This is a genomic window from Anabaena sp. 90 (assembly GCF_000312705.1).
Taxonomy (GTDB): Bacteria; Cyanobacteriota; Cyanobacteriia; order Cyanobacteriales; family Nostocaceae; genus Dolichospermum; species Dolichospermum lemmermannii.
Map to the genome: position 1 here is coordinate 522,718 of NC_019427.1, position 22,555 is coordinate 545,272.

The following is a 22,555-nucleotide window of genomic DNA, read 5'->3' on the forward strand; positions in this document are numbered from 1 at the left end:
TATTAGCTAATAATTACTAATGACTCATAACTAATGACTGAAGATTTGTTGGAGTTACTTCCAAATTTTGAATGTAGGGGTCAAGAAATTCTGACGGCGATAAATTCTCCAAATTCACAGCTATTATATGATTTATATCTTGATTTTCTGCAATCTGGTTTTCATTCATCCAAGCATCAAAATCTTGTTGTTCATGAACAATTACCTCTGTCCGCATTGAACCATGATAACCACCACACAATTCTGCACAAACTACCGGATAAGTACCAGTTTTTGTAGCTGTAAATCGCAGTTGTGTGGGAACTCCAGGAATAGCATCTTGTTTCAGACGAAATTGGGGAACCCAAAAAGAATGAATCACATCATCTGCGGATAAATTCAATTGCACATCAGCACCAACAGGAACGTGCAATTCTCCAGCAGAAATACCACTTACAGGGTAATTAAATAACCACGCAAACTGTATACCCTTAACATCTACAACCAAATCAGCCGGTTTATTTTTGGTTTGCGGATTTTCACCAATCCCAATATTAGCTATTTGACTAACATTCATAGCACCTGCTGACTCATGGTGAGGATGACTACCGACACCAAAACCACCCATTTGGTTATAAATATCAACACTATAAATACCTAAAACAATCACAATTACCGTAGGAATTGCCGTCCAAAAAATTTCTAAACTCAAGTTACCTTCTACAGGTGTACCATCAGAGTTATCTCCTTTGCGTCGTCTATAGATAACTAGAAACAGCAGAATCGTCCCTTCAACAATTAAGAAAAGAGCAACCGCAATTGTCAACATGAGATTGAAAAAACCATCTACCAAAGGTGCTTGTTGCGATGCTGCTTCCGGTAATAAATGATGATTTTGACCAACCCAGATACTGATAGGGGCTATGATCATCCCAGCTAACAGTGTCCACAGCGAAACAGGAACTTTTTGCATGAATGCTACCTGCTTTGTAAACATTAATAAAACAATAGTCAGTGAAGATAGACTTTGTTTGTGTAGCCACAGAATTATTTTCTGAGGATAAGACAATCTTTGATATTTTCACTATTACTGTTCTAGCTTGTAACTAATAAAAAATGGGTAAACTTCCATATTTTTTCATATTGATAACTACAAAATCCCCGAGTTCTTGAAGAAATCGAGGATTTGAGAGTTGATATTTTCATAAATCAAATAGCAGCTGAAAAAATAGTAGCAAGTATGATTTTTTTAGATGATAACAACTGAAGATTTACGTTTCTGTTTACTGCGAACTTTTTCATCAGTTGCGATCAATATCGAGATTCCCCTCTAATTACCTTGCTGATAAACTTGACAAAAATAACCAGTGTTTTGCAAAACATCACACCGTATTACCAAGAATGTTATTTATCTAGTGTGTCATGACTGTAACAATTCTTGGAACAAATCCGAGCGCAAGCTTCACAACCAATACAGTTTTCTGGATTAGCAATAACCATTACTTTCCGTTCAACTTCTTCTTCATCTTCATCTACTACAAATTCACCTTCTTCATTCAAAGCCATTAAAGCTAAAACTTTATGACCACAAATTTTCATACATCTGCCACAACCAATACATTTTTCTTTATCTATTTCTTGAGCAAATTTAGGAGTCCAAGCATTACCACCATAAGTCAATCCTGTTAATGTAGCCATGAATAAAACCTCAGCAATTTTAGCTAGATGTTAGTTAATCCTTGAATCTTCATACTAGCCTGAGATTTCATTTTTTCAATCACAAAAATTAACTTTTTGTCAAATTTTGATGACTTGCTAAATAATATTATTTATTTTTAATTAGTTCAAAATATTAAATGATATTACTTATTGATAAATTTGGGTAGTGTGCTTGGATAGAAAGCTTATTAGTCAAAGGTTTCTAGAATTGTGTTTAAATTTATTTTTTCAATAAAGCTTGATAAATTAGCCTAAAGATATCTTATGTAACAAGAATAATAATCAATTATCAAAGATTATTATTTGCTTAATTGACTTCCTATTTGCAAATATTTTCTAATTAGATAAAAATATTCTCCTGAGAGTATTAGTAAACACAAACTTTAAAAAATCATTTCCTCTATTTTTGAACCATTTTGTTTTCTATTCTTTATTACCAATTACCCATTCCCGCCTATAAGATGTTACTCAAAAACATTTAGGATAATTTATATAGCCCAAACCAAACATTATGACAGTAAATATTCAGGTAAATATTAAGAAATCCTCCCAAGCTCATCCCGAACAATCTTATTGAAATCTTTATGAAAATTATAGTTAATGAAGAAGCAATGAAGCCTAACTTTGCAAAATATAAATAGCTACAAAATCTGGCTTCATTAACCATATCAGTAATTAATCAGGCGAGAAAAATATCTTCTCGTTATAGAGGTAATTTGGTAGCAAGTTATGAATCAATTGGACACATTAAGGGGAGACTTGAGCCAAACATCTCAACGATTAAAGTAGGAACAGTTCCTATGCCACATATAATTCCTAACAACAGTTGCGTGGGATGTGACAACTGCCGACCCCTATGTCCTACGGGTGCAATCAAAATCGAAGATGATGAATATTGGGTTGATCCTGCCCTTTGTAATAATTGTGAGGGTTATTATTTACAACCACAATGTGTGATTGCTTGTCCAACAAATGCGCCTATACCTACACACGCAAAAAAAGGAAGATGCAAAGTTGAACCACGTGATGCGACTAGTCCAGATTTGTTTTCTAATGGTAAGAATAATCCCTTTGCGTCAGCAATAGTTATTTGGGAAGCTTGTAATTTACTAGCGCAACGAACATCTTTACAATGGGAAAAAAATGAGGAGGGTAATTTACATTACAGTCGCTCAGTTAATCAAGGACGAGGGACAATTTCCTTTCAGATCCAAGACCTATTTCCAGCTAATAACCGCGCTGATAATTTACAAGCAATTGATTATCTAGACATTCGTGCTGCTTGTATCCATCTCATTTTTGCTGCTCAAATCACAGCCCTAGATCAACCTTGGGAAGAAGAATTTACAATTGATGAACGACAAATTGAACAGTATTTGGGCTTAGAAAAACGTAAAGACCTCAGCAAAAGCACCAAACTTGGTTTAATTAAAAACATCGTTTATCAAACTTGTTCTCTCATGGTTTCTATTGACTGGCCGCAACAGGGTAGAGTTCCCAGTTTTTCTATTAAAGATAGTTATCTATGGAATTTGACAGATACTCAGCACCATTTTCAAGAAGATGATCAAGGTTGTAAATATTTAGTCGGACTGACATTTACAGTCAAAGCTGGGATTTGGACACAACATTTCTTCAACAGACAAGGATGCAAAGAACGCACCACATTTTATCAGTATGGCAGTCTTCCCAAAACCCTATTAACCACAGTTATGAGTCTGTGGCAACAACATGAAGGGGCTGTGAGACTTATGCTTTGGTTATTATTTAAAACCAAAATGGGTAGAGAACAACGGATTACTATTCCTACCTTGCTGCGCGTTGCTTATGGTGAGGAAAAAGTGACTCAAGCTTCTAGACACAGGGAAGAACGTAAACGTCTCCTTAAAGCCTATGAAAATGATTTAGAAGTTCTCAATCATTATGGAGTAAAGCCATTATTTGATCCTGTTACCTATCCCCCAGAAATTCAACCTTTGTGGGCAAAATTAGTTGATATTCCTGAAGATCCAGAGGAAGCTTTAGAATTTTGGATTAATGATGGTAGTGGTGAAAATCGTCTCACAGACAGCGGACCACGTGGTAAATGGAATTTGCTTCTGAATGCCCGAATTTTATCTTTTGAACTCCCTCCAGACTGGGAAAACCGCTCAGAATCAGATAAAAAACAACGTCGCACCACTAAACCCAAAAGTAATCATCAACAAACAGGTAATTTATTGGGGGAACAGGTGACAGAAGGACGTAAAAAAATGAACCTTTCCCAAAGGGAATTAGCAAAGCTGATGGAAAAAAGCCAAAGCTGGATTCGTGACGTGGAAAAAGGTCGTTTAAAAGCGAAACTAGACGATCAAATGCTTCTGAGACAATTGCTAGATATCTCTTAAAACAATTAAGCAATACCTCCGCTATTTTTTGTAGGTTGGGTTAAGCGATAGCGCAACCCAACACATTTGTTTGGTTATGACGGATGCCTATAATTCCCGTATAAATACGCACTATTTTCCTCGCAACGCGAACAACCCTAAATATTAATCAAGGCTTTTTTCAATTTGGCAAAGGTATTGCTTAAACTGTTACCAATGCTCACAACTTAGTTAATTAAACAAAATCAAGATGCAAATTTTGATTTTTCGTGTTAAATGATGAGTATTAAGGAAATTTGTCAAGATGATGGTGTCAATCTTAAATCTAGTGAGGAGTGAACGTGAGTAATATTATTTTTCGTAAAAGTTTTTTAACCTTACCAAGTCTTGCAGCTTTGGTAATTTTAGGGAGCGGACTTTCCGTAAATGCTCAGACAGTTGAGCCAGAAACAATTATTCTTCCCACCCACCAAACATCAATATTCACCGTTGCTACAGAAGAAATAGCCAGTGGAACAATCACACCCATACCAGGAACAGTAGAAACTTCATCAGTTATGCTCAATTCTGGTTCTACAGAAGCCAGTGAAAAAACACAACCATCTAATCGCATCGCACAAAGTCCAATTGGCATAGGTAGAGCCACTCGTGGTGGTAGTAGCTACATCGGTGTTGGTCTCAACGTTGGTGCTTCCGGTGGCTTTTCAGACCTAAGTGATGGTAACTTTACTGTCATTAGTAAAATTGGTGTTACCAAAACTCTATCAGTCAGACCATCAGTAATACTAGGATCAAACACAACATTTCTCGTCCCTATCACTTATGACTTGTCTTTTAAATCACCAGATCCATTTACAGAAGCTTTACCCATAGCTCCTTATCTTGGATTAGGTGCAGTCATTAAAACAGGCGATAAATCTGAAACTGCTTTGTTAGTCACTGGTGGTATAGACGTACCTCTCAATAGTAGATTAACCGCCACAGCCGCTGTCAATGCTGGGTTTTTTAGTAAAACTGATGTCGGGGTTTTGTTGGGAGTTGGTTATAACTTCCGTGGGTTTTAGAAGATAGGACTAAGCAGAAGTTTAGACCTGCTAGACCTCTGCTAACACCTGAATTCTACTCCGTAGCATCCATTAAGGAAAATTAGCAAACAAGCAACTAGTTACTTGCCTTCACAAGAGAGGGATTGGCGCTGTACAATTTTTTGGTAACAACCGACAACTGACAACTGTACGGGCGAAGCATTTGGAGAACTATTTTTGGCAATGACCGATAATTTATCTTCCAAATGCTTCGCCCCTACTGACAACTGACAACTGTACGGGCGAAGCATTTGGAGAACTATTTTTGGCAATGACCGATAATTTATCTTCCAAATGCTTCGTCCCTACTGACAACTGACAACTGTACGGGCGAAGCATTTGGAGAACTATTTTTGGCAATGACCGATAATTTATCTTCCAAATGCTTCGCCCCTACCAACAACTGACAACTGACAACTGACAAATGACCAAAACAATCGTTGTTAAAATCGGTACTTCTAGTCTCACTCAACCAGAAACCGGACAATTAGCCCTTTCTAGCATTGCTACTTTAGCGGAAACTCTTTGTGATTTGAGACGACAGGGACATCGAGTAATTTTAGTTTCCTCCGGTGCTGTGGGAGTAGGTTGTGCGCGGTTAGGTTTAACGGAACGTCCCAAAACTATAGCTTTAAAACAGGCTGTAGCAGCAGTTGGACAGGGTAGATTAATGCGTATATATGATGATTTATTTAGTATTTTGCAACAACCAATTGCTCAAGTATTATTAACAAGGGCAGATTTGGTACAGCGTAGCCGCTATCTTAATGCTAATAATACTTTTCAAGAATTACTAGCTTTGGGAGTAATTCCTATTGTTAATGAAAATGATACAGTAGCTGTGGAAGAATTAAAATTTGGAGATAATGATACCCTTTCTGCATTAGTAGCCAGTTTAGTAGAAGCAGATTGGCTGTTTTTATTAACAGATGTTGATAGATTATATTCAGCCGATCCTCGTTCTGTACCTGATGCTAAACCGATTAGTTTAGTTAGCAGTATGCAAGAACTGACAGATTTACAGATTCAAACTGGTGGACAGGGTTCTCAATGGGGGACTGGGGGGATGATGACTAAAATTTCTGCGGCCAGAATTGCGATCGCGGCTGGTATCCGCACAGTCATTACCCAAGGACAGTTTCCCCGGAACATTGAAAAAATTATCCAAGGGGAACTCATCGGTACACACTTTGCACCCCAACCAGAACCAACTTCAGCCCGCAAACGCTGGATAGCTTATGGTTTAATTCCTGGGGGAAAATTACATTTAGATGCGGGAGCGATCGCCGCTGTTGTCAAAGCCGGAAAATCCCTATTAGCAGCAGGAATTAGAGCCGTAGAGGGGGAATTTGACAATCAAGAAGCGGTGCAGTTATGTGATAGTAATGGTCAGGAAATTGCTAGAGGATTGGTGAATTATAATAGTGAGGAATTGCAGAAAATTTGCGGCCGACAGTCACGGGAAATACCAGCAATTTTAGGTTATGAGAAGGCAGATACTGTGATTCACCGAGATAATTTAGTTTTGATTTAAAGCAGGAGTCAGGAGAAGAAAGAAGAAAATTACCAATTACCAATTACCAATTACCAATTACCAATTACCAATTACCAATTACCAATTACCAATTACCAAATTGTGAATCTACTCCGTTTAATCCCAATTTTTGATAATTCCGTTTCTACTTGGGGACTAGAAGCCCGATTATTACGCTGGCTAACATTAACGTGGATGTTTATTGGCTTAATTATCCTCTTTTCCGCATCCTATCCCGTTGCTGATGAACGTCAAGGTGACGGTTTATATTATTTCAAACGGCAAATTCTTTGGGCTATAGCTTCTTTAATTATTTTCAACATCATTGTTAATTTGCCATTGCGGAAAATTTTGGGAGTATCTCATTGGTTTTTAATATTTTTCCTGATGTTAATTTTTCTGACCTTAGTACCAGGATTAGGAAAAAAAGCCTTTGATGCTGCTAGGTGGATATCCGTTGGACCAATTCCTATCCAACCATCAGAACTAATTAAACCTTTTTTAGTTTTACAAAGTGCGACACTTTTTGGAAAATGGGAAAAACTGCGTTGGGGAATTCGTTTATCTTGGCTGGGTGTTTTCGGTCTTGTCCTCTTAGGAATTCTTGCCCAACCTAACTTAAGTACAACAGCACTTTGCGGCATGACAATTTGGTTTATTGCCCTAGCAGCAGGAATACCATATAAATACTTGGGAGGAACAGCCTTTGGTGGGGTAATGTTAGCAATAATCAGTATTAGTATCAAAGAATATCAACGCAAACGCATTATGTCCTTTATGAATCCTTGGGCTGATGCCACAGGAGATGGTTATCAGTTAGTACAAAGTTTATTAGCTGTAGGTTCTGGTCAAACTTCGGGGGTTGGTTTTGGACTTTCTCAACAAAAGTTATTCTATTTACCAATTCAAGATACTGATTTTATCTTCGCCATTTTTTCGGAAGAATTTGGTTTTATTGGCGGTATTTTACTATTACTAATGTTAGCAATATTCGCTACTTTAGGATTAATTATTGCCCTCAAATCCAAGAATCTGACATCTCAATTAGTGGCAATTGGTGTAGTAGTTGTTATGGTTGGGCAATCATTATTACATATTGGCGTAACTACAGGCGCTTTACCAACTACAGGCTTACCTTTACCCATGTTTAGTTATGGTGGTAATTCAATGGTTGCCAGTTTGATATCTTCTGCTTTATTAATTCGCGTAGCGAGGGAAAGTAGTGAAGCCGACGTAGTTCCATTACGAAAAACACTATCTGAAAATCAGACAAGAAGACGATTTTTTTAGCTTAACCGATTAGTATTGGGATTACTCTAGTTTAGATTTAGTAAGAGGTTGTTTGAAAAGTATTATATCAAACCCGTAATCTCCAAAAACCTAACCCCCCTACCCCCCTTCCCTGCAAGGGAATGGGGGTTTTAAAGCCTCTCCCCTTGCAGGGGAGAGGTTTGGAGAGGGGTCAGTCTATACATTCAAAACTTTTCAAACATCCTCTAAGAGAGTTCCAAATAAAAAAATCTCAAATTTGTTAAGTTCATGAATTTTAATGATAACACTGCAAATATTTGTGATATAAATATAAAATACGGTATTCCTACTTAAAAACCGTAGATTATTTGCAGAGGTGTAGCACCAGTGGGTATAGTAGTTGAAAACGTCTCTAAACAATTTGGTAGTTTCCAAGCAGTTGAACAGGTAAATCTGGAAATTCAGAGTGGTTCTCTGGTGGCTTTACTTGGTCCATCTGGATCTGGTAAATCTACCCTATTGCGATTAATTTCTGGTTTAGAAACACCAGATACAGGTAAAATATTTCTGACAGGTAAAGATGCTACTGATCAAAGTGTACAAGAAAGAAATATTGGCTTTGTCTTTCAGCACTATGCCCTATTTAAACATTTAACTGTTCGCAAAAATATCGCCTTTGGCTTAGAAATTCGCAAAGCCCCCAAAAAGAAAATTCAGGGAAAAGTAGAACAGCTATTGGAATTAGTGCAATTAAGTGGATTAGGCGATCGCTATCCTTCACAGCTTTCCGGTGGACAAAGACAACGGGTAGCTTTAGCCAGAGCATTGGCCGTAGAACCCAATGTACTATTATTGGATGAACCCTTTGGCGCTCTTGATGCCAAAGTCCGCAAAGACCTACGAGCTTGGTTACGTCGTCTCCATGATGAGGTTCATGTTACCACAGTTTTCGTCACCCATGATCAAGAAGAGGCAATGGAAGTTTCTGATGAAATCGTGGTCATGAATAAAGGCAAAGTGGAACAAGTAGGAACACCCGCACAAATTTATGATCATCCCGCATCTGCATTTGTGATGAGTTTTATTGGTCCGGTGAATGTATTACCCAGTTCTGCCAAAATCTTTCAAAGTAGCGGTTTTGAATCAGCACATCCAGAAACATTTTTGCGTCCCCAAGATATCATCATTGAAAACGTTGCTAATGGAACAACAGTACCAGCTATAGTCAGCAGAATCATTCATTTAGGTTGGGAAATTCAAGTTGAATTAACCTTAGATGATGGACAAGCAATGACAGCCCATTTAACACGGGAACGGTTCGATGAACTAAAATTAGAACCCCAAGAAAAGGTTTATGTTAAACCTAAAGATGCTAAATCTTTTCCACTTTATTATTCAATTTAGGAAACAGGGCAGAGAGCAGGGAGCAGGGAGCAGGGGGAAATTTTTTCCCCTTACTACTGACCACTGACCACTGACCAATTAAATCAGAGATTTTGATTTTTCAGATGCTTTTCCTAATCCTACCAACTGGTAACTAAGATCCCACATCCGCTTGCCTTTTTCTTCGTCTCGTGCTTGGGGAGAAACTTTTTGCCCAAAAGATGCCCGATCTTTCTTTTGACGATTTCCCCAACTCCAATAAATCCCAGATTGTTTGTATTCAGGATCAGCTACTACCATAGCAACGCGCTCTCCTGATAATTCCTCGGTGACAAATCCTCCAGTAATATACCTTTGGAAAAGAGGGAAAATTTTCTGGAAGAGAGGATAGTGATTGCGGAATAAAGCCGTTGTCGCTACACAACCAGGATAGAGAGAACTGAAAGTAATCCCAGTGGACTCATGAAAACGGTTATGTAGTTCCCGCATGGTGAGAACGTTACATACTTTACTATCTTTGTAGGCTTTGACTGGTTCAAATTGCTTACCGTCAATCATTGTAATTGGATTTTGGAAACCCGCTGCAAAACCTTCAAAATTGCCTAAATCTGGACGAGGAGGAATTTTACCACCCAATTCATCTGGGTTGTGGGTAACAGTTCCCAAAATTACCAATCTTTTATCAGCGGCAGGTGATTTTTGTAAATCTGCCAGCATCAAATTACACATCAGAAAATGTCCGAGGTGATTTGTGGTAACGGTTAATTCAAATCCTTCGGGAGAAAATAACGGTTCTTTGATTAAAGGCATATAAATGGCAGCGTTGCAAACCAAAGCTTCCACGGTTTTGCCAGTCGCTCTGAAATTGTTGACAAACTGTCGAACGCTTTCTAAAGAGCCTAAATCAATTTGCATGAGTGTATAGCTATTTGCAGGCATTCCGACACTCTGGGCAGCTTTCTCGGCTTTGATTAAATCACGACAAGCCATAATAACGTGCCAGTTTCCTTTGTCAACGAGAGCCTTGGCTGCTTGCAAACCGACTCCAGAAGAAGCACCTGTGATGATTGCTGTTGACTTACGATTTTGTTCCATCTGTTGTCCTTTAACTATGCGTTGATTCAAAATCAGTTTATATGATTTTAATGATCTCATACTTTTGAAACTTATATAATAATGCTCAATGAGTAGTGAACAGAATGTAATCAATCATAGATAATAACGATAAATAAACACATTTTCAAAACCTAAATGCAGGGATTTAGCATTCCTAAACCCCTAATCCTCTCCTCTGACTGTACTATTGTTATGCGAATTTAGCTAATAACTCCTCACGAGATAATTGTAGAAGTAAAGGAGTAAATTCTTCTCTACTCATGGCAATTAGAGGATTGATAATTCTTTGTAGCTGAGAATCAATTTGACCAAAACGCACTTGCAGGATACTTTCAATCATAGCGCGTCGTTCTCTTTCTACCCCTGCTTGGAGTCCTTCTTGTCGTCCTTCCTGAAGTCCTACATGAATTCCTTCCTGAAGTCCTTCTTGTCGTCCTTCTTGTCGTCCTTCTTGTCGTCCTTCTTGTCGTCCTTGTTTTTTCAGTTCTTCTAATTGTTGCTGATAAATTTCCGATAATTTCATAATCAACTCCTGATCATCTTTATCAATATCTTGTTCTTGACGCTGACGAGCCGATAACACAGCAATTAGGTTATGTACTAATTGTATAATATCCGCGAGAAAAGGACTATCATTAGCCAGTGTTTCTAATTCTTCCACCGCTTGTCTTTGCACTTTTCCTTTTCCTAAAACCCTCAAAAACAGTGTTTCTGGTGTAATAGGGAGTTGGTGAATGGCAATAATGATGGTTTTGAATCCTTCTCCAAAAAAATAAATCCCTTTTCCCCAGTTTTCCTCATCCGTAGTCCCATTAAAACTGGCTAGGAGTTCTATTGATGCTGTCGGAGTAAAAATCCACAGCCGAGGTAATTCTGCTTCATTTATTCGCGTATTATTGCGGTTAGATTGCCGTTCTAAGTCAGCATGGATGTCAAATAATTTACCCATACAACTGCGAATTTCACTTTTGCTGACAGCATTGCGAAATGGTTCAAATATAGCATATTTTGTGGCCATTCGCCCTAGTAATCCGAGTCTTTCTAGGCTTTGTGTGGGTTGAGGTGAGGGGATAAATAAAACGTCAATTTGTCTAACTTCTGCGGTGATATCTTTGCTGGTTTCTACTTGTCCATAAGGTGTTAATAGTTCCGTGAGATATTGCTTGGCGAATTGGTCATGTATAAAGCGAGTCATTTAATTTGATTTTGACTAATACAGAAATATTAATTTAACATTCTTTGGATCATGATGATTCCTATTGAGAATATAGGGGTTGACGATGTAAACCCCTACAAGTGAAAAACTAAGCCATTTTAGGTTTTTGTAAATGCCAATTAGTTGATTGTTCATAGGCATAAGCTACTTGAAAAAGTTGCTCTTCTCCTAGCACTTTACCAACTATTTGCAGTCCAATGGGTAAACCTTTACTATCAAAACCGCAAGGTAAACTGATTCCTGGTAAACCAGCTAAATTAGCAGGAATAGTCATTAAATCATTTAAATACATACTCAAAGGATCAGTAGTTTTTTCTCCGGCTCGAAATGCGGTGGTAGGTGCAGTGGGAGAAATTAAAACATCTACTGTTTTAAAAGCTTTTTCAAAGTCTTGTTTAATGAGAGTGCGGACTTTTTGTGCTTTCAAATAATAGGCATCATAATAACCAGCGGAAAGGGCATAAGTACCAATCATAATCCGGCGTTTGACTTCCGCCCCAAAACCTTGAGAACGAGTTTTGGTATACATTGATAAAAGATTGTCCGCATCAGGGGAACGCAACCCATATTTAACGCCATCGTAACGCGCCAAGTTAGCTGATGCTTCCGAGGGGGCGATAATGTAGTAAGTTGGTAAACCATAGCGGAAACTGGGACAGGAAATCGGATGAATTTCTGCACCTAATTCTTGCAGTTGTTCAATGGCTTTGGTGACAGCGGCTTCTACTTCTGGATCTAAACCTTCACCAAAGGTTTCTGTAATCACACCAATTCTCAATTTCTTCCTAACTTTGAGATCCGGTTTTAAACTAGCCGCATAGTTAGGAATGGCAACTTTGAGACTGGTAGAGTCTTGAGGATCATAACCAGCGATCGCACTCAATAATATAGCCGCATCTTCCACACTCCGTCCAAATGGTCCAATTTGATCTAGAGAGGAAGCATAAGCCACCAAACCATAACGGGAAACTAACCCATAAGTAGGTTTCATACCCACAACACCGCAGAAGGACGCAGGTTGCCGAATTGAACCCCCTGTATCCGAACCCAGGGAAACCACACATTCATCGGCTGCTACGGCTGCTGCTGAACCACCGGAAGAACCACCAGGAACACGGGATAAATCCCAAGGATTAGCGGTAACTTGGTAAGCGGAGTTTTCAGTAGAACTCCCCATAGCAAACTCATCTAAGTTGGTTTTACCTACCATGACACCCCCAGCGTCAGCTAGTTTTTGGGTAACGGTTGACTCGTAAGGTGGGATAAAATTTTCCAAAATCCGGGAAGCGCAGGTGGTGACAATCCCCTTAGTACACAAATTGTCTTTAATCCCGATGGGAATCCCCGCTAAGATGCCAATTTCTTCTCCAGCAGCGACTTTTGCATCTACAGCTTGAGCTTGTTTTAAGGCTTGTTCTGTCGTGACTGTGAGGAAACTGTGCAGTTTGGGTTCTAACTCTTGAATCCGATTTAATGCTTCTTGGGTAATTTCAACGGCAGAACGTTCTTTACTAATTATCTGTTCGTGCAACTCGCGGATGGATGCCATAATTGTTCTCTTTATGATTCAAGTCATTGATTTTAGCATTTACAGGGCTGGGGTTTGGGGAATTTGCGTCTGAAGTTACAGGATATTTTTTGTCTCACGCAGAGGCGCAGAGGCGCAAAGAGAGTTTTGAGAATTTAGTTATACTAAAAATATTAGTTATGGTTGGATAATCAGTTTATACGGATGGTTGGGAAAAGCCAATTTTAATATGCCGGCAAAGGACATCTATCACAATGCTGTTAAAAATGCCTTAATTCAAGAAGGTTGGATAATTACAAATGACCCTCTACATTTAAAATGGGGTCAAAAAGATATGTATGTATATTTAGGAGCAAAACAACTTTTAGCGGCAGAACAAGGAACTAGAAAAATTGCCGTAGAAATTAAAAGTTTTGTCAGTCCTTCGGAAATGGCTGATCTTAAAGATGCTATTGGTGGATTTGTTTTATATCGTGCTGTTATGAATCGTCTAGAACCTGATAGAATATTATATTTAGGAGTGCGTGATACTGTATTCACAGATTTATTTGAAGAACCAATTGGTAAACTTTTAAGAGAAAGCGAAAATCTAAATTTACTTGTTTTTAATTCTGATACTGAGAGGATTACCCAATGGATACCTTAGATAATTATCGCCGGGTTATTAAAGAAGTGTTAATACCTTATACACAAATTCCTTACTCCTATGGAGTGATTGAATGTAAAACAGTTTTTGATGATGAAAATGATAGCTATTTATTAATAACTCTTGGTTGGCATGATCATAAAAGAATTCATGGTTGTCTGGTGCATCTTGATATTATTGATGGTAAAATATGGGTACAAAGAGATGATACAGAAGATGGTGTTACCTATGAATTAGAAGCAGCCGGAATTCCTAAAGATAAAATTGTTTTAGGTTTTCACCCGCAAAATGTTAGGCAACATACGGGATATGCTGTGAGATAAAGTGCTTTAGTAAAAAAGAAATTTGAATTAAAAAAACAGAAATACGTTGGAACAATTCGCTTTGATGATAACATGAATCCACCTCCTTGGACTAAAAATCTCTTTACAGAAGCAGATGCAATTTCTCTTCTTAATGGGAAAAAAGTTACTGCTATGCGGTTTATAAAGTTAAAAGAAAAAATTAAGACAACTTTTGAGTTAGGTAATCAAATTGCTTCCGCACTGAGTATGAGTATTTCTACCTCTGGCGAGGGTTAATAAACAACAATGAGATTGCCTATCTTGTAGCTTGAATTAAAGAAAGCAATCTGTGGAGGAATAGCGATCGCTAAATCCAACCTTAAATAAAATAGAATAAACTCAACTATACCATCACAATATGTTCTACAAAATTCCACTACTACTTACACCTCAACCAGAAGGAGGATTCACTGTAACTTCTCCACTATTACCAGAATTGATAACTGAGGGGGATTCTATGGATGAGGTTTTAGCCAATGTTAGAGATGCTTTTGAAGCAGTTCTGGAAACATATCAAGATTTAGGTAAAGAGCTTCCGCTTAACCTACAATCTGTAGACCAAAACTCACCAGCTTTAATAGAAACAATTATCTCCATCAGATGAACTATAGAGAAGTTGCGAAGAAATTATCTAAACTTGGATGTGAAGAAATCCCCAGACGTGGTGGAGGTTCACATAGAAAGTGGTTTAATGCAATTACTCAGAAAGCAACTGTAATTCCTGATTGGAGTGGCCGCGATCTAAAATTAGGAACGTTACGCGCAGCCATAAAACAACTAGGAATTGAGTGGGCTGACTTTGAAGAAGTATAACAAATTATAGCGACAAATTCTTCCATACTTATGAATGACAAACTCCAGACCGAAAAAGATAAGCTCCAGACAAGCACTAATATAGTGATAAATCAAGAAACAGAGAAGGAAGAGGTTCTCTGTCCCCATTGTCTACGCACTGCAACAAATGGTATTAAATGTAAAGGTATCTGTGTTGCCGATAATGACTATTAAGCTGTAAATAAACAAGTTTTGCAAAAATAAGTAATATGGTTAAAATAGTTTCTCGTACTTATGTCGGTCAAGCCAATGTTTATGATATTGGTGTGGAAAGTGACCATAATTTTGTGATTAAAAATGGTTTTATCGCTTCCAATTGTTTTAATAAATCCCACTCGACAGCTTACGCTTATGTAACTTACCAAACATCATATTTAAAAGCAAATTATCCATTGGAATATATGGCGGCATTGTTAACCGCTAACAGTGGGGATACAGACAAAGTGCGGAAGTATCTTGATAATTGCTCTAATATGGGGATTGTGATTGATGCACCTGATGTGAATCGTTCTGGTTTAGATTTTACCCCGGCAGGTGAGAAGATTTTATTTGGATTTTCGGCGGTGCGAAATGTGGGACAAAATGCGATCGCCTCAATTTTAGAAGCGAGGGAAGAATCAGGGGAATTAGTCCCATTTAAATCTTTGGCGGATTTTTGCGATCGCGTGGATTTACGTGCCATGAATCGGCGTACTTTAGAATCATTAATTAACTGCGGAGCTTTTGACAAAATTCAAGCTAATCGCAACCAATTAATTCATGATTTAGAATTAGTTTATGAGTGGGCGCAATCCCGTGCTAGAGACAAAGCTAGTGGACAGGGAAATATATTTGATTTATTAGGAGGTGGATTTGCAGGTAATAATAATCAACCCCAAAAGAATGCTTATGAATCTGCACCTAAAGCTCCTCCTGTCAATGATTTACCACCTCAAGAAAAATTGAGAATGGAAAAAGAATTATTAGGATTTTATCTCTCAGATCATCCTCTTAAATCCATCAGACAATCATCCTCCGTCCTTGCACCTATTAACCTGGCACAATTGGGAGAACAAAAAGATGATGCTATTCTTTGTGCAGTAGTAATGTTGAATAATGTGAAAAAGGTTGTCACCAAAAAAGGTGACTCTATGGCAATTTTGCAAGTTGAAGATTTATCTGGATCTTCGGAAGCTGTGGTTTTTCCTAAAACCTATGAGCGCATTAGTTCCGTTTTAGAAGTTGATGCCAGATTAATTATTTGGGGTAAAATAGATCGCCGTGATGATCAAGTTCAATTTATCCTAGAAGACGCGGAAACTGTCGAAACAGTAAAAATGATTCTAGTGGAACTGAGTCCAAAACAAGCCGGGACAATTGAAGAGCAACATCGTCTAAATACAATTCTCAAATCACAAGCTGGGGATAAGGATAAATCAAGAATACCTGTAATTGGTATTGTTCAAGCCGGAAGTCACCGGGAAATTGTCCGCTTTGGGAGACAGTTTTGGGTACAAGATTCAGGAACAGCAGTGCAAGCATTACAAAACGGTAAATTCCGCGCTGATATCAAACAACTAACCAGCGGTTAAAAGAATGCAGAATTTAGAATTTAGAATTTAGAATTACGTTTTGCAACGGGGATTTTACCCCGACGCAAAACCCGCTGCTTGTAGAAGCAGGGGACTTTAACCCCCAAAGGTAAGTTAAAGCATAATAGACATCTGGTGAGAATTAAATGTACGTGACTTGAAACCCTTGTAGAGACCTTCCATGGAACGTCTCTACGATCTTTTTCGGAGATGTCTAATATATCAGTTAGTTTTTCGTCACCTGAAAATCTGCTTTGTAGAATCTTTCCTAAATTAATCTATTTCTCTGCTTAATCTTAGAAAAATAGGAATTACGCAAAATTTGGCTGAAAACTCTCTTCTTGCGTAGCGATAATTTATGAATTACCGCTACTTGTGTTCTATTTTGTTTAATTCCTAAAAAACTAACATCTAATTAGGGCTTGCTGAATAATTAATTTCAACAATCCCTAACGAACCTCATTCAAACTCTCGATTTGCTTTGTAAACATCTCTGTAAACAAACTCATCACTGTCCGTTCTTCCCGGACTTTAATATTAGCAGTAATAGACATCCCCGACTGTAAGGATATCTTTCTCTCTTGATTGGTGAGACTTAATTGTTGTTTATCTAACTTGATTTTGGCTGGGAATCTATAAAATTGATGGTTTTGATCTGGAGGTAAAGCATCTGAACCGATATCAATTACTTTACCCTTAATATCACCAAATTCACTAAAGGGAAAGGAGTCAATTCTCACATCTACATTCATTCCTTTCCTCACAAAACCAATATCTTTATTGGTGATGAAAACTTCCGCTATTAGACTATCTTTAGGGACAATTTGCAGTAATTTTTGGGTAGAATTAGCAACAAAACCGGGATTTTTAGCTTGTAAATCAAAAACTACACCTCCCACTGGAGCGCGAAGTTCTTGATATTTAACATTTAATTGTGTTTGCGATATTTTGCTATTGACATCTGCTAAACGCTGTTCATTGTCTAAAATAATCTTCATGAATTGACTATCAATTTCCGCAATCCGTTGTTTGTTACTACCTATTTTCTCCAAAATAGTCTTATCAGAACTAGCAACTGTATTGGTTGATTGCTCTTTTCCTTTATCAATATCGAATTTTAGACGTTTTTCTTCTTCTTGTAATTGTGATATTTCCGCTTTGAGAGTTTGTACCTGTTGTTGTTGGTTAAGATATTGAAGTTTAGAAATACCACCTTCTTCAGCTAAGGTTTTAAGACTAACTAAAATCTGACTTTGAATTGCTAAACCATTTTTAGTATCTTGGAGTTTAAATTCTGTTTGAGAAAGTTGCTTTCTGGTTTTTTCAACTTCCAACTCTGCGGCTTTGGAACGAGATGCTAATTCTGTTTTAGCAACTGCTAGTAGTTGTTGTTCATCAATTCCTGTCCCTGCTGCTCCTGGTAAATTTCTTAATTGAGAACGTAATAATTCATTTTCTGCTACTAAGGAAGCGCGACTTTTGAGCAGAAAAGCTGATTCTCCCGGTAGTTTACTGCGTAAAAATGCTATTTCAGCATCTATTCCGGTACTTGCTCCCATTAAGCGCCGATAGATATTGTTTTCCTGAATTAAAGCCACACGAATTTTATTCAATGAATTTAATTCGGCTAGGGTAGCAATAGAATCAAAGGTTAATAATAAATCTCCTGTTTTTACCTGTTGTCCATCTTTTACATACAGTGACTTCACAACCCCATTAACAGGAGCTTGCACATCTTTAACTGTTCCTTCTGGTTTTAATTGTCCTGTTGCGGGAACTACTTGTTCAATTTTCGCTAAACAAGCCCAAATAATTCCAAAACACGCTAACCCCATGAGAGTAATCATGATGGTTCGTGACCAAATTGGGGATTGACGGAGAACTACAGATTGCTCGAAGTTATCAAAATTGAAGTCGGGTTTTGGCTGTTTGGGAGTGGGTTTGGGCGATGTTAATACTTGTGCATCTCTATGGGATGCTCTCCCATTTCCGTTACCCTTTCCATTGCCATTTCCGTTGGTGTAATTACCATTAATTTGAGTCATAATAAGTTTAGATTTTGGATTTTAGATTGAATATTTAGTGGTGCGTAATTTTATCTTTAATCAGTTATCAGTTGAATCTTATAGAAACAACTGACAACTGACAAAGAACAATTGACAACTGACAAAGAACAACTGACAAATTACAAGTTTACTTCCTGTTGTTGATAAAGATAGAAATAATGACCTTTAGCTGCCATAAGTTCTTGATGACTACCTTGTTCTATCACTCTACTATTATCCATGACGACGATAGTATCGGCATTACTAACAGTATTCAAACGGTGGGTAATGAAGAAGACTGTATTACCTTTAAAAGCGCGAGCTAAGTTCAGACCAATTTGCTTTTCTGTCGGATAATCTAGGGCGCTGGTGGCTTCATCTAAAACTAATATTTTAGGTCTTTGCAGGACAGAACGAGCGATCGCAATTCTCTGTCTTTGTCCACCAGAAAGGGCTGATCCTCGTTCCCCAACTCGTGTATTATAACCATTGGGCAAGGTCATAATAAATTCATGAGCAACAGCAATTTGAGCCGCTTCAATAATTTCCTCATCTGTAGCATCAGGATTAGTTAAAGCAATATTTTCTTTGACTGTGCCATCAAATAAGAGAGTATCTTGGGGAACTACGCCGATTTGCCGCCGTAGGGAATAAAGTTCTACTTTGGCAATGTCATAACCATCAACTAAAATTCTGCCAGATTCTGCATCATAAAGTCTGAGCAGTAATTTCATCATTGTACTTTTTCCTGAACCACTTTGCCCGACAATACCCACAAATTCACCTGCGGCAAATTCGACGCTGACATTGCTGAGTTGTAGTGGTCCACTGGCAGCAAATCGGAAGGAAACATTTTCAAATTTAACTGCACCAGTAACGGCAGGAAGAGGTATATTATTCTTATCTATTTCTCCTTCCTGTGGTGTGTCCACAATATCACTTAATCGTTCTAAAGATAAACCAGTTTCTTGGAAGTTTTGCCAGATTTGTGCCAAGCGTAAAATCGGGGTAGTAACGTAACTAGAAATAATCCGAAAGGCAATTAATTCTCCTAATGTTAATTCTCCTTTCAAAACTAAATAAGCTCCCACCCATAAAACTAATAAGCTACTAAGTTTACTCAGAAACTGACTGGTTGAATTCGCTAATGTGGAAGTGATCACAGTTTTAAAACCGGCAGCGACAAACTTGGCATATTTCTTTTGCCAAGAAAACCGGGAGCGTAATTCAATATTTTGGGCTTTAACTGTTTGAATACCTGACATAACCTCAACCAAATAAGATTGAGTTTCGGCATTACGTTCAGCTTTGGTTCTTAATTGTCTACTCACTGTGGGAGCAGCGATTAATGTCACTACCACAAATAGAGGAATTGTTCCTAAACCTACGAGAGTTAGTTGCCAACTGTAGAACAGCATGACAACTATATAAACAACGGAAAACAGGGCATCTAATACTACTGTTAAAGCCGTACCGGTGAGAAACTGACGGATATTTTCTAATTCATTAATTCTGGTGGATAGTTCACCAACTGGTCTTTTATCAAAATAGCGCAGTGGTAAGCGCAGCAAGTGGTCAATAATTTGTGACCCCAAACTCATATCAATGCGGTTGGTGGTATCTACAAATAAGTAAGTCCGCAAGGTGGTTAATACTGCTTCAAAAACACCCACTGCTAATAGTAATACTCCTAAAATATTCAGGGTACTAATACTATTTTGCACAATGACTTTATCAATAATTAGCTGAATAACTAGAGGATTAGCGAGGGCTGCCAGTTGGACGAAGAAGGAAGCAATAAATACTTCTATCAGCACCCGACGGTAACGCGATAAATAGGGAACAAACCAAGATAAACCAAAGCGTTCTTTCGGTGTTTCTTTGGTTGCACTCAGTAATAAAACTCTAACTTGTGGTTGAAGATTAGCGTCATCAGTTTCTAATTCTTCTACCAATTGACTAATTTGGCAGTTGATAATACCTTGAGATGGCAAACCCAAAACTACTGTTTTTCCATCTACTGCATAGAGAACAGCAAAACTGTCACGATAGCGAATTAATGCTGGGGTAGGAATCCGATTAATGGAAACAGCAGGAACATCAACTAGCTGGGATTTAAGTCCAATTAGTTCCGATAAATAAGCGCAAACTTGAAAAGATATACTCCCTTGACGCTTAATTTGGTCGGTTAAAATCCGCCGTACTACTTCTTTCCGAAAGGGCATTTCTAAATGCTTGGATAGCATTTGAAAACAAGCCAGACTAGAATCTAATTCTCCTTGTCCCCGGAAAAATGGATAGTTTTGATTTTTTAACGGCTGGTTTGATGTGGTGGGGGGAACAAATTCTGGTTCTTGGGCGTAGGGAATTTCCGAATCTACTCTGCTATCTGATATAGTTTCTAATGTTTCTGATTCGATGGAAATACCATCAAGTAGTGATAGATCTTGAGGATTAATGCCCAATAAACGAACAAGAATGTTGCCTTTAACTTCAATTACGTCGGTTTCTAGACGAGAACCAGGTGGGAAATTGGGCAGGGAACTACGACCACTCACAAACCAAATGCGATCGCTGTCTAATTCTCTTAAGGCGGTTTTTCCTGGTGATAAATAATGAATTTTTGCTTCTAACTGAGCCTGTTGGGTAATGTTTTTGAGGTTGTGATTTACTAAAGCTTTTTGTGCTACCTGGGAACTCAAAATATCAAAGATCTCAATTAGGTGACTTTGATTTTGACGAGCTTTAGCGAAGGCTGGATTGCGGTTGATAAATTGCAAATAATCTGCGGCTTTCCAGGTTAAACAGATTACTTCTGTGGAAGCTATGGCAGTTTCACAAGGAAGCTCACGTAACCAAGAAATTTCGCCAATTGTTGCCCCTGGTTGGAGTAATTTTAATGTAATTGGTAATTGGTTTTGGGGATTATATCCCAATAGTCTGACGTTACCCTGATGAAGAATGGCGATCCTTTCTGGTAGTTGTTCTTTACCAATAATTTTTTGTCCTACACGATAACGTAAAGGCTGGAGAATTTGTGATGATAAGAGGTTGTTAATTTCCTCTTTTGATAATTGATCAAATCCTTCAATACTAGCAATGAATTCTTCAAAGTTACTCTGAATATAAGTCATATTGATTGAGTTAGTTATTTCGCTTTGTATTGGCTAAAAGGTTGATATTTGGCGATTTATACGGTCTGAATTTGAAATTTTTGTTCTGTCATTTGTGTTTGTAACCACTGATTAAATCGTTCATTTAGTAACCGTTGTCTTGTGGAACGATCTAATTGGGCTGGGAGTATTTTTTCTAATCGGATAATTACTATCACATTATTAATTTGAGTTGGTGGTGATAGTTGTTGTGGTTGACTTTTGGCAAGGATATTTACCAATGTAGGATGGAGGGATTGTAAATCTATTGGTCCGACTAAGCCATCTGTTTGCGATTCGGGACCTTGAGCATATTCCCGCGCTAATTGGGCAAAGGATTGTTCACCCTCTTGAATACGAAAGTAAATTTCCTGAGCGATCCCAATTTCTGAGGTGGTAATTAGGGAATAAATCACCCTATCTAACTGGCTTTTACGTTGGAAAAAGTAGGAGTTTAAATCCCCTCCCCAAGTTTCCTCTTTAAACTTTTCTAGTTTTAATTGTCGTACCGCCATAATTTTCAACTTTTGGAAACTTTCGCTCTGTGGTTCTAGTCCCTGATATTGTTGGGCTAATTGTTCGCAGGCTAGTTGTTCTTCTTCTGGAGTACAGACAATTTCTGCGATCGCTTGATCAATGAATATTTCTTTCATTAATAGCGGTAATAGCTGATATTCCGATAATAATGATAAAACCTCTGTGGGCTGGAAGATGCGATCGCCTAATTGTAGAACTTGATTCATATTGCTTGTGATCAGGTTTGTTGTCATTGTTAATTTCTTTTGA

Annotated in this window: 21 protein-coding genes; 11 read left to right on the plus strand and 10 right to left on the minus strand. The window is 37.9% G+C overall.

From position 1 onward, the window contains the following. Positions 1-16: 16 nt before the first annotated feature. Positions 17-952, minus strand: a complete 936-nt coding sequence (gene coxB / locus ANA_RS02415) for a cytochrome c oxidase subunit II (protein ID WP_015078456.1) — start codon at positions 950-952, stop codon at positions 17-19. A gap of 431 nt (positions 953-1,383) precedes the next feature. After that, a complete protein-coding gene (fdxB, locus tag ANA_RS02420; RefSeq protein WP_015078457.1) occupies positions 1,384-1,677 on the minus strand; it encodes a ferredoxin III, nif-specific in 294 nt (97 codons plus the stop codon). 821 nt (positions 1,678-2,498) lie between these two features. On the opposite strand from fdxB, the gene ANA_RS02425 reads away from it, so the two are divergent. Both ANA_RS02425 and ANA_RS02430 read left to right on the plus strand, forming a co-directional pair. Next, the gene (locus tag ANA_RS02425; RefSeq protein ID WP_015078458.1) at positions 2,499-4,085 is read left to right on the plus strand and encodes a helix-turn-helix domain-containing protein; all 1,587 of its coding nucleotides are present in this window, start codon (positions 2,499-2,501) and stop codon (positions 4,083-4,085) included. Between the two features lie 314 nt (positions 4,086-4,399). Then, entirely contained in the window at positions 4,400-5,128 is a 729-nt protein-coding gene (locus ANA_RS02430; protein WP_015078459.1) for a hypothetical protein, read from the plus strand. Between the two features lie 101 nt (positions 5,129-5,229). On the opposite strand, the gene ANA_RS27305 is transcribed toward ANA_RS02430, so the two are convergent. Beyond that, on the minus strand, positions 5,230-5,400 hold the full coding sequence (locus ANA_RS27305) for a hypothetical protein (protein WP_235081931.1): 171 nt from the start codon (positions 5,398-5,400) through the stop codon (positions 5,230-5,232). Next, complete coding sequence (locus ANA_RS27310) at positions 5,345-5,488, minus strand: hypothetical protein (protein WP_235081933.1); 144 nt, start codon at positions 5,486-5,488, stop codon at positions 5,345-5,347. The genes ANA_RS27305 and ANA_RS27310 overlap by 56 nt, the downstream gene beginning before the upstream one ends. 85 nt (positions 5,489-5,573) lie before the next feature. Here ANA_RS27310 and proB point away from each other — a divergent pair, with 85 nt between their 5' ends. The 3 genes from proB (at position 5,574) to ANA_RS02445 (ending at position 9,338) form a co-directional block, all read left to right on the plus strand. After that, positions 5,574-6,683: a glutamate 5-kinase gene (proB, locus tag ANA_RS02435; RefSeq protein WP_015078460.1), complete on the plus strand. Its 1,110-nt coding sequence runs from the start codon at positions 5,574-5,576 to the stop codon at positions 6,681-6,683. Between the two features lie 102 nt (positions 6,684-6,785). After that, entirely contained in the window at positions 6,786-7,973 is a 1,188-nt protein-coding gene (locus tag ANA_RS02440; protein WP_041457580.1) for an FtsW/RodA/SpoVE family cell cycle protein, read from the plus strand. A 348-nt stretch (positions 7,974-8,321) separates the two neighbouring features. Next, entirely contained in the window at positions 8,322-9,338 is a 1,017-nt protein-coding gene (locus ANA_RS02445; protein ID WP_015078462.1) for a sulfate/molybdate ABC transporter ATP-binding protein, read from the plus strand. 78 nt (positions 9,339-9,416) lie between these two features. Here ANA_RS02445 and ANA_RS02450 read toward each other — a convergent pair whose 3' ends face one another. The 3 genes from ANA_RS02450 to gatA all read right to left on the minus strand — a co-directional run bounded on the left by ANA_RS02450 (position 9,417) and on the right by gatA (position 13,198). After that, a complete protein-coding gene (locus tag ANA_RS02450) occupies positions 9,417-10,412 on the minus strand; it encodes a protochlorophyllide reductase (RefSeq protein ID WP_015078463.1) in 996 nt (331 codons plus the stop codon). A gap of 211 nt (positions 10,413-10,623) precedes the next feature. Further along, positions 10,624-11,628 (minus strand): hypothetical protein, encoded by a 1,005-nt coding sequence (locus ANA_RS02455; RefSeq protein ID WP_015078464.1) that lies wholly within the window; start codon positions 11,626-11,628, stop codon positions 10,624-10,626. 109 nt (positions 11,629-11,737) lie between these two features. Next, on the minus strand, positions 11,738-13,198 hold the full coding sequence (gatA, locus tag ANA_RS02460) for an Asp-tRNA(Asn)/Glu-tRNA(Gln) amidotransferase subunit GatA (RefSeq protein WP_015078465.1): 1,461 nt from the start codon (positions 13,196-13,198) through the stop codon (positions 11,738-11,740). A gap of 208 nt (positions 13,199-13,406) precedes the next feature. Between gatA and ANA_RS02465 the strand changes: the two genes are divergently transcribed. From ANA_RS02465 to ANA_RS02490, 6 genes are all read left to right on the plus strand, one after another. Beyond that, the gene (locus ANA_RS02465; RefSeq protein ID WP_041457582.1) at positions 13,407-13,823 is read left to right on the plus strand and encodes a XisH family protein; all 417 of its coding nucleotides are present in this window, start codon (positions 13,407-13,409) and stop codon (positions 13,821-13,823) included. After that, positions 13,811-14,146 (plus strand): XisI protein, encoded by a 336-nt coding sequence (locus tag ANA_RS02470; RefSeq protein WP_015078467.1) that lies wholly within the window; start codon positions 13,811-13,813, stop codon positions 14,144-14,146. The genes ANA_RS02465 and ANA_RS02470 overlap by 13 nt, the downstream gene beginning before the upstream one ends. A 72-nt stretch (positions 14,147-14,218) precedes the next feature. Next, positions 14,219-14,404 carry a hypothetical protein gene (locus ANA_RS02475; protein ID WP_041457583.1) on the plus strand — a complete coding sequence of 62 codons (186 nt, stop codon included), beginning with the start codon at positions 14,219-14,221 and terminating at the stop codon, positions 14,402-14,404. A gap of 121 nt (positions 14,405-14,525) precedes the next feature. Then, complete coding sequence (locus tag ANA_RS02480; RefSeq protein ID WP_015078469.1) at positions 14,526-14,771, plus strand: type II toxin-antitoxin system HicB family antitoxin; 246 nt, start codon at positions 14,526-14,528, stop codon at positions 14,769-14,771. Beyond that, positions 14,768-14,980, plus strand: a complete 213-nt coding sequence (locus ANA_RS02485; protein WP_015078470.1) for a type II toxin-antitoxin system HicA family toxin — start codon at positions 14,768-14,770, stop codon at positions 14,978-14,980. The genes ANA_RS02480 and ANA_RS02485 overlap by 4 nt, the downstream gene beginning before the upstream one ends. Positions 14,981-15,210: 230 nt before the next feature. Next, complete coding sequence (locus tag ANA_RS02490; RefSeq protein ID WP_015078472.1) at positions 15,211-16,572, plus strand: trans-splicing intein-formed DNA polymerase III subunit alpha C-terminal partner DnaE-C; 1,362 nt, start codon at positions 15,211-15,213, stop codon at positions 16,570-16,572. Between the two features lie 449 nt (positions 16,573-17,021). On the opposite strand, the gene ANA_RS02495 is transcribed toward ANA_RS02490, so the two are convergent. The 3 genes from ANA_RS02495 to ANA_RS02505 form a co-directional block, all read right to left on the minus strand. Further along, entirely contained in the window at positions 17,022-18,617 is a 1,596-nt protein-coding gene (locus ANA_RS02495) for an HlyD family efflux transporter periplasmic adaptor subunit (RefSeq protein WP_015078473.1), read from the minus strand. A 140-nt stretch (positions 18,618-18,757) separates the two neighbouring features. Then, positions 18,758-21,751 carry a peptidase domain-containing ABC transporter gene (locus ANA_RS02500; protein ID WP_015078474.1) on the minus strand — a complete coding sequence of 998 codons (2,994 nt, stop codon included), beginning with the start codon at positions 21,749-21,751 and terminating at the stop codon, positions 18,758-18,760. A 56-nt stretch (positions 21,752-21,807) separates the two neighbouring features. Beyond that, positions 21,808-22,539 carry a peptidylprolyl isomerase gene (locus ANA_RS02505; protein ID WP_015078475.1) on the minus strand — a complete coding sequence of 244 codons (732 nt, stop codon included), beginning with the start codon at positions 22,537-22,539 and terminating at the stop codon, positions 21,808-21,810. Positions 22,540-22,555 lie beyond the last annotated feature (16 nt).

Excerpts from the sequence above, each read along its gene's own strand:
- coxB (WP_015078456.1), bottom strand. The coding sequence starts at position 952 with ATGCAAAAAGTTCCTGTTTCGCTGTGGACACTGTTAGCTGGGATGATC.
- fdxB (WP_015078457.1), bottom strand. The coding sequence starts at position 1,677 with ATGGCTACATTAACAGGATTGACTTATGGTGGTAATGCTTGGACTCCT.
- ANA_RS02425 (WP_015078458.1), top strand. The coding sequence starts at position 2,499 with ATGCCACATATAATTCCTAACAACAGTTGCGTGGGATGTGACAACTGC.
- ANA_RS27305 (WP_235081931.1), bottom strand. The coding sequence starts at position 5,400 with ATGCTTCGCCCGTACAGTTGTCAGTTGTCAGTAGGGGCGAAGCATTTG.
- ANA_RS27310 (WP_235081933.1), bottom strand. The coding sequence starts at position 5,488 with ATGCTTCGCCCGTACAGTTGTCAGTTGTCAGTAGGGACGAAGCATTTG.
- proB (WP_015078460.1), top strand. The coding sequence starts at position 5,574 with ATGACCAAAACAATCGTTGTTAAAATCGGTACTTCTAGTCTCACTCAA.
- ANA_RS02450 (WP_015078463.1), bottom strand. The coding sequence starts at position 10,412 with ATGGAACAAAATCGTAAGTCAACAGCAATCATCACAGGTGCTTCTTCT.
- ANA_RS02455 (WP_015078464.1), bottom strand. The coding sequence starts at position 11,628 with ATGACTCGCTTTATACATGACCAATTCGCCAAGCAATATCTCACGGAA.
- gatA (WP_015078465.1), bottom strand. The coding sequence starts at position 13,198 with ATGGCATCCATCCGCGAGTTGCACGAACAGATAATTAGTAAAGAACGT.
- ANA_RS02465 (WP_041457582.1), top strand. The coding sequence starts at position 13,407 with ATGCCGGCAAAGGACATCTATCACAATGCTGTTAAAAATGCCTTAATT.
- ANA_RS02470 (WP_015078467.1), top strand. The coding sequence starts at position 13,811 with ATGGATACCTTAGATAATTATCGCCGGGTTATTAAAGAAGTGTTAATA.
- ANA_RS02475 (WP_041457583.1), top strand. The coding sequence starts at position 14,219 with ATGAATCCACCTCCTTGGACTAAAAATCTCTTTACAGAAGCAGATGCA.
- ANA_RS02480 (WP_015078469.1), top strand. The coding sequence starts at position 14,526 with ATGTTCTACAAAATTCCACTACTACTTACACCTCAACCAGAAGGAGGA.
- ANA_RS02485 (WP_015078470.1), top strand. The coding sequence starts at position 14,768 with ATGAACTATAGAGAAGTTGCGAAGAAATTATCTAAACTTGGATGTGAA.
- ANA_RS02490 (WP_015078472.1), top strand. The coding sequence starts at position 15,211 with ATGGTTAAAATAGTTTCTCGTACTTATGTCGGTCAAGCCAATGTTTAT.
- ANA_RS02495 (WP_015078473.1), bottom strand. The coding sequence starts at position 18,617 with ATGACTCAAATTAATGGTAATTACACCAACGGAAATGGCAATGGAAAG.
- ANA_RS02500 (WP_015078474.1), bottom strand. The coding sequence starts at position 21,751 with ATGACTTATATTCAGAGTAACTTTGAAGAATTCATTGCTAGTATTGAA.
- ANA_RS02505 (WP_015078475.1), bottom strand. The coding sequence starts at position 22,539 with ATGACAACAAACCTGATCACAAGCAATATGAATCAAGTTCTACAATTA.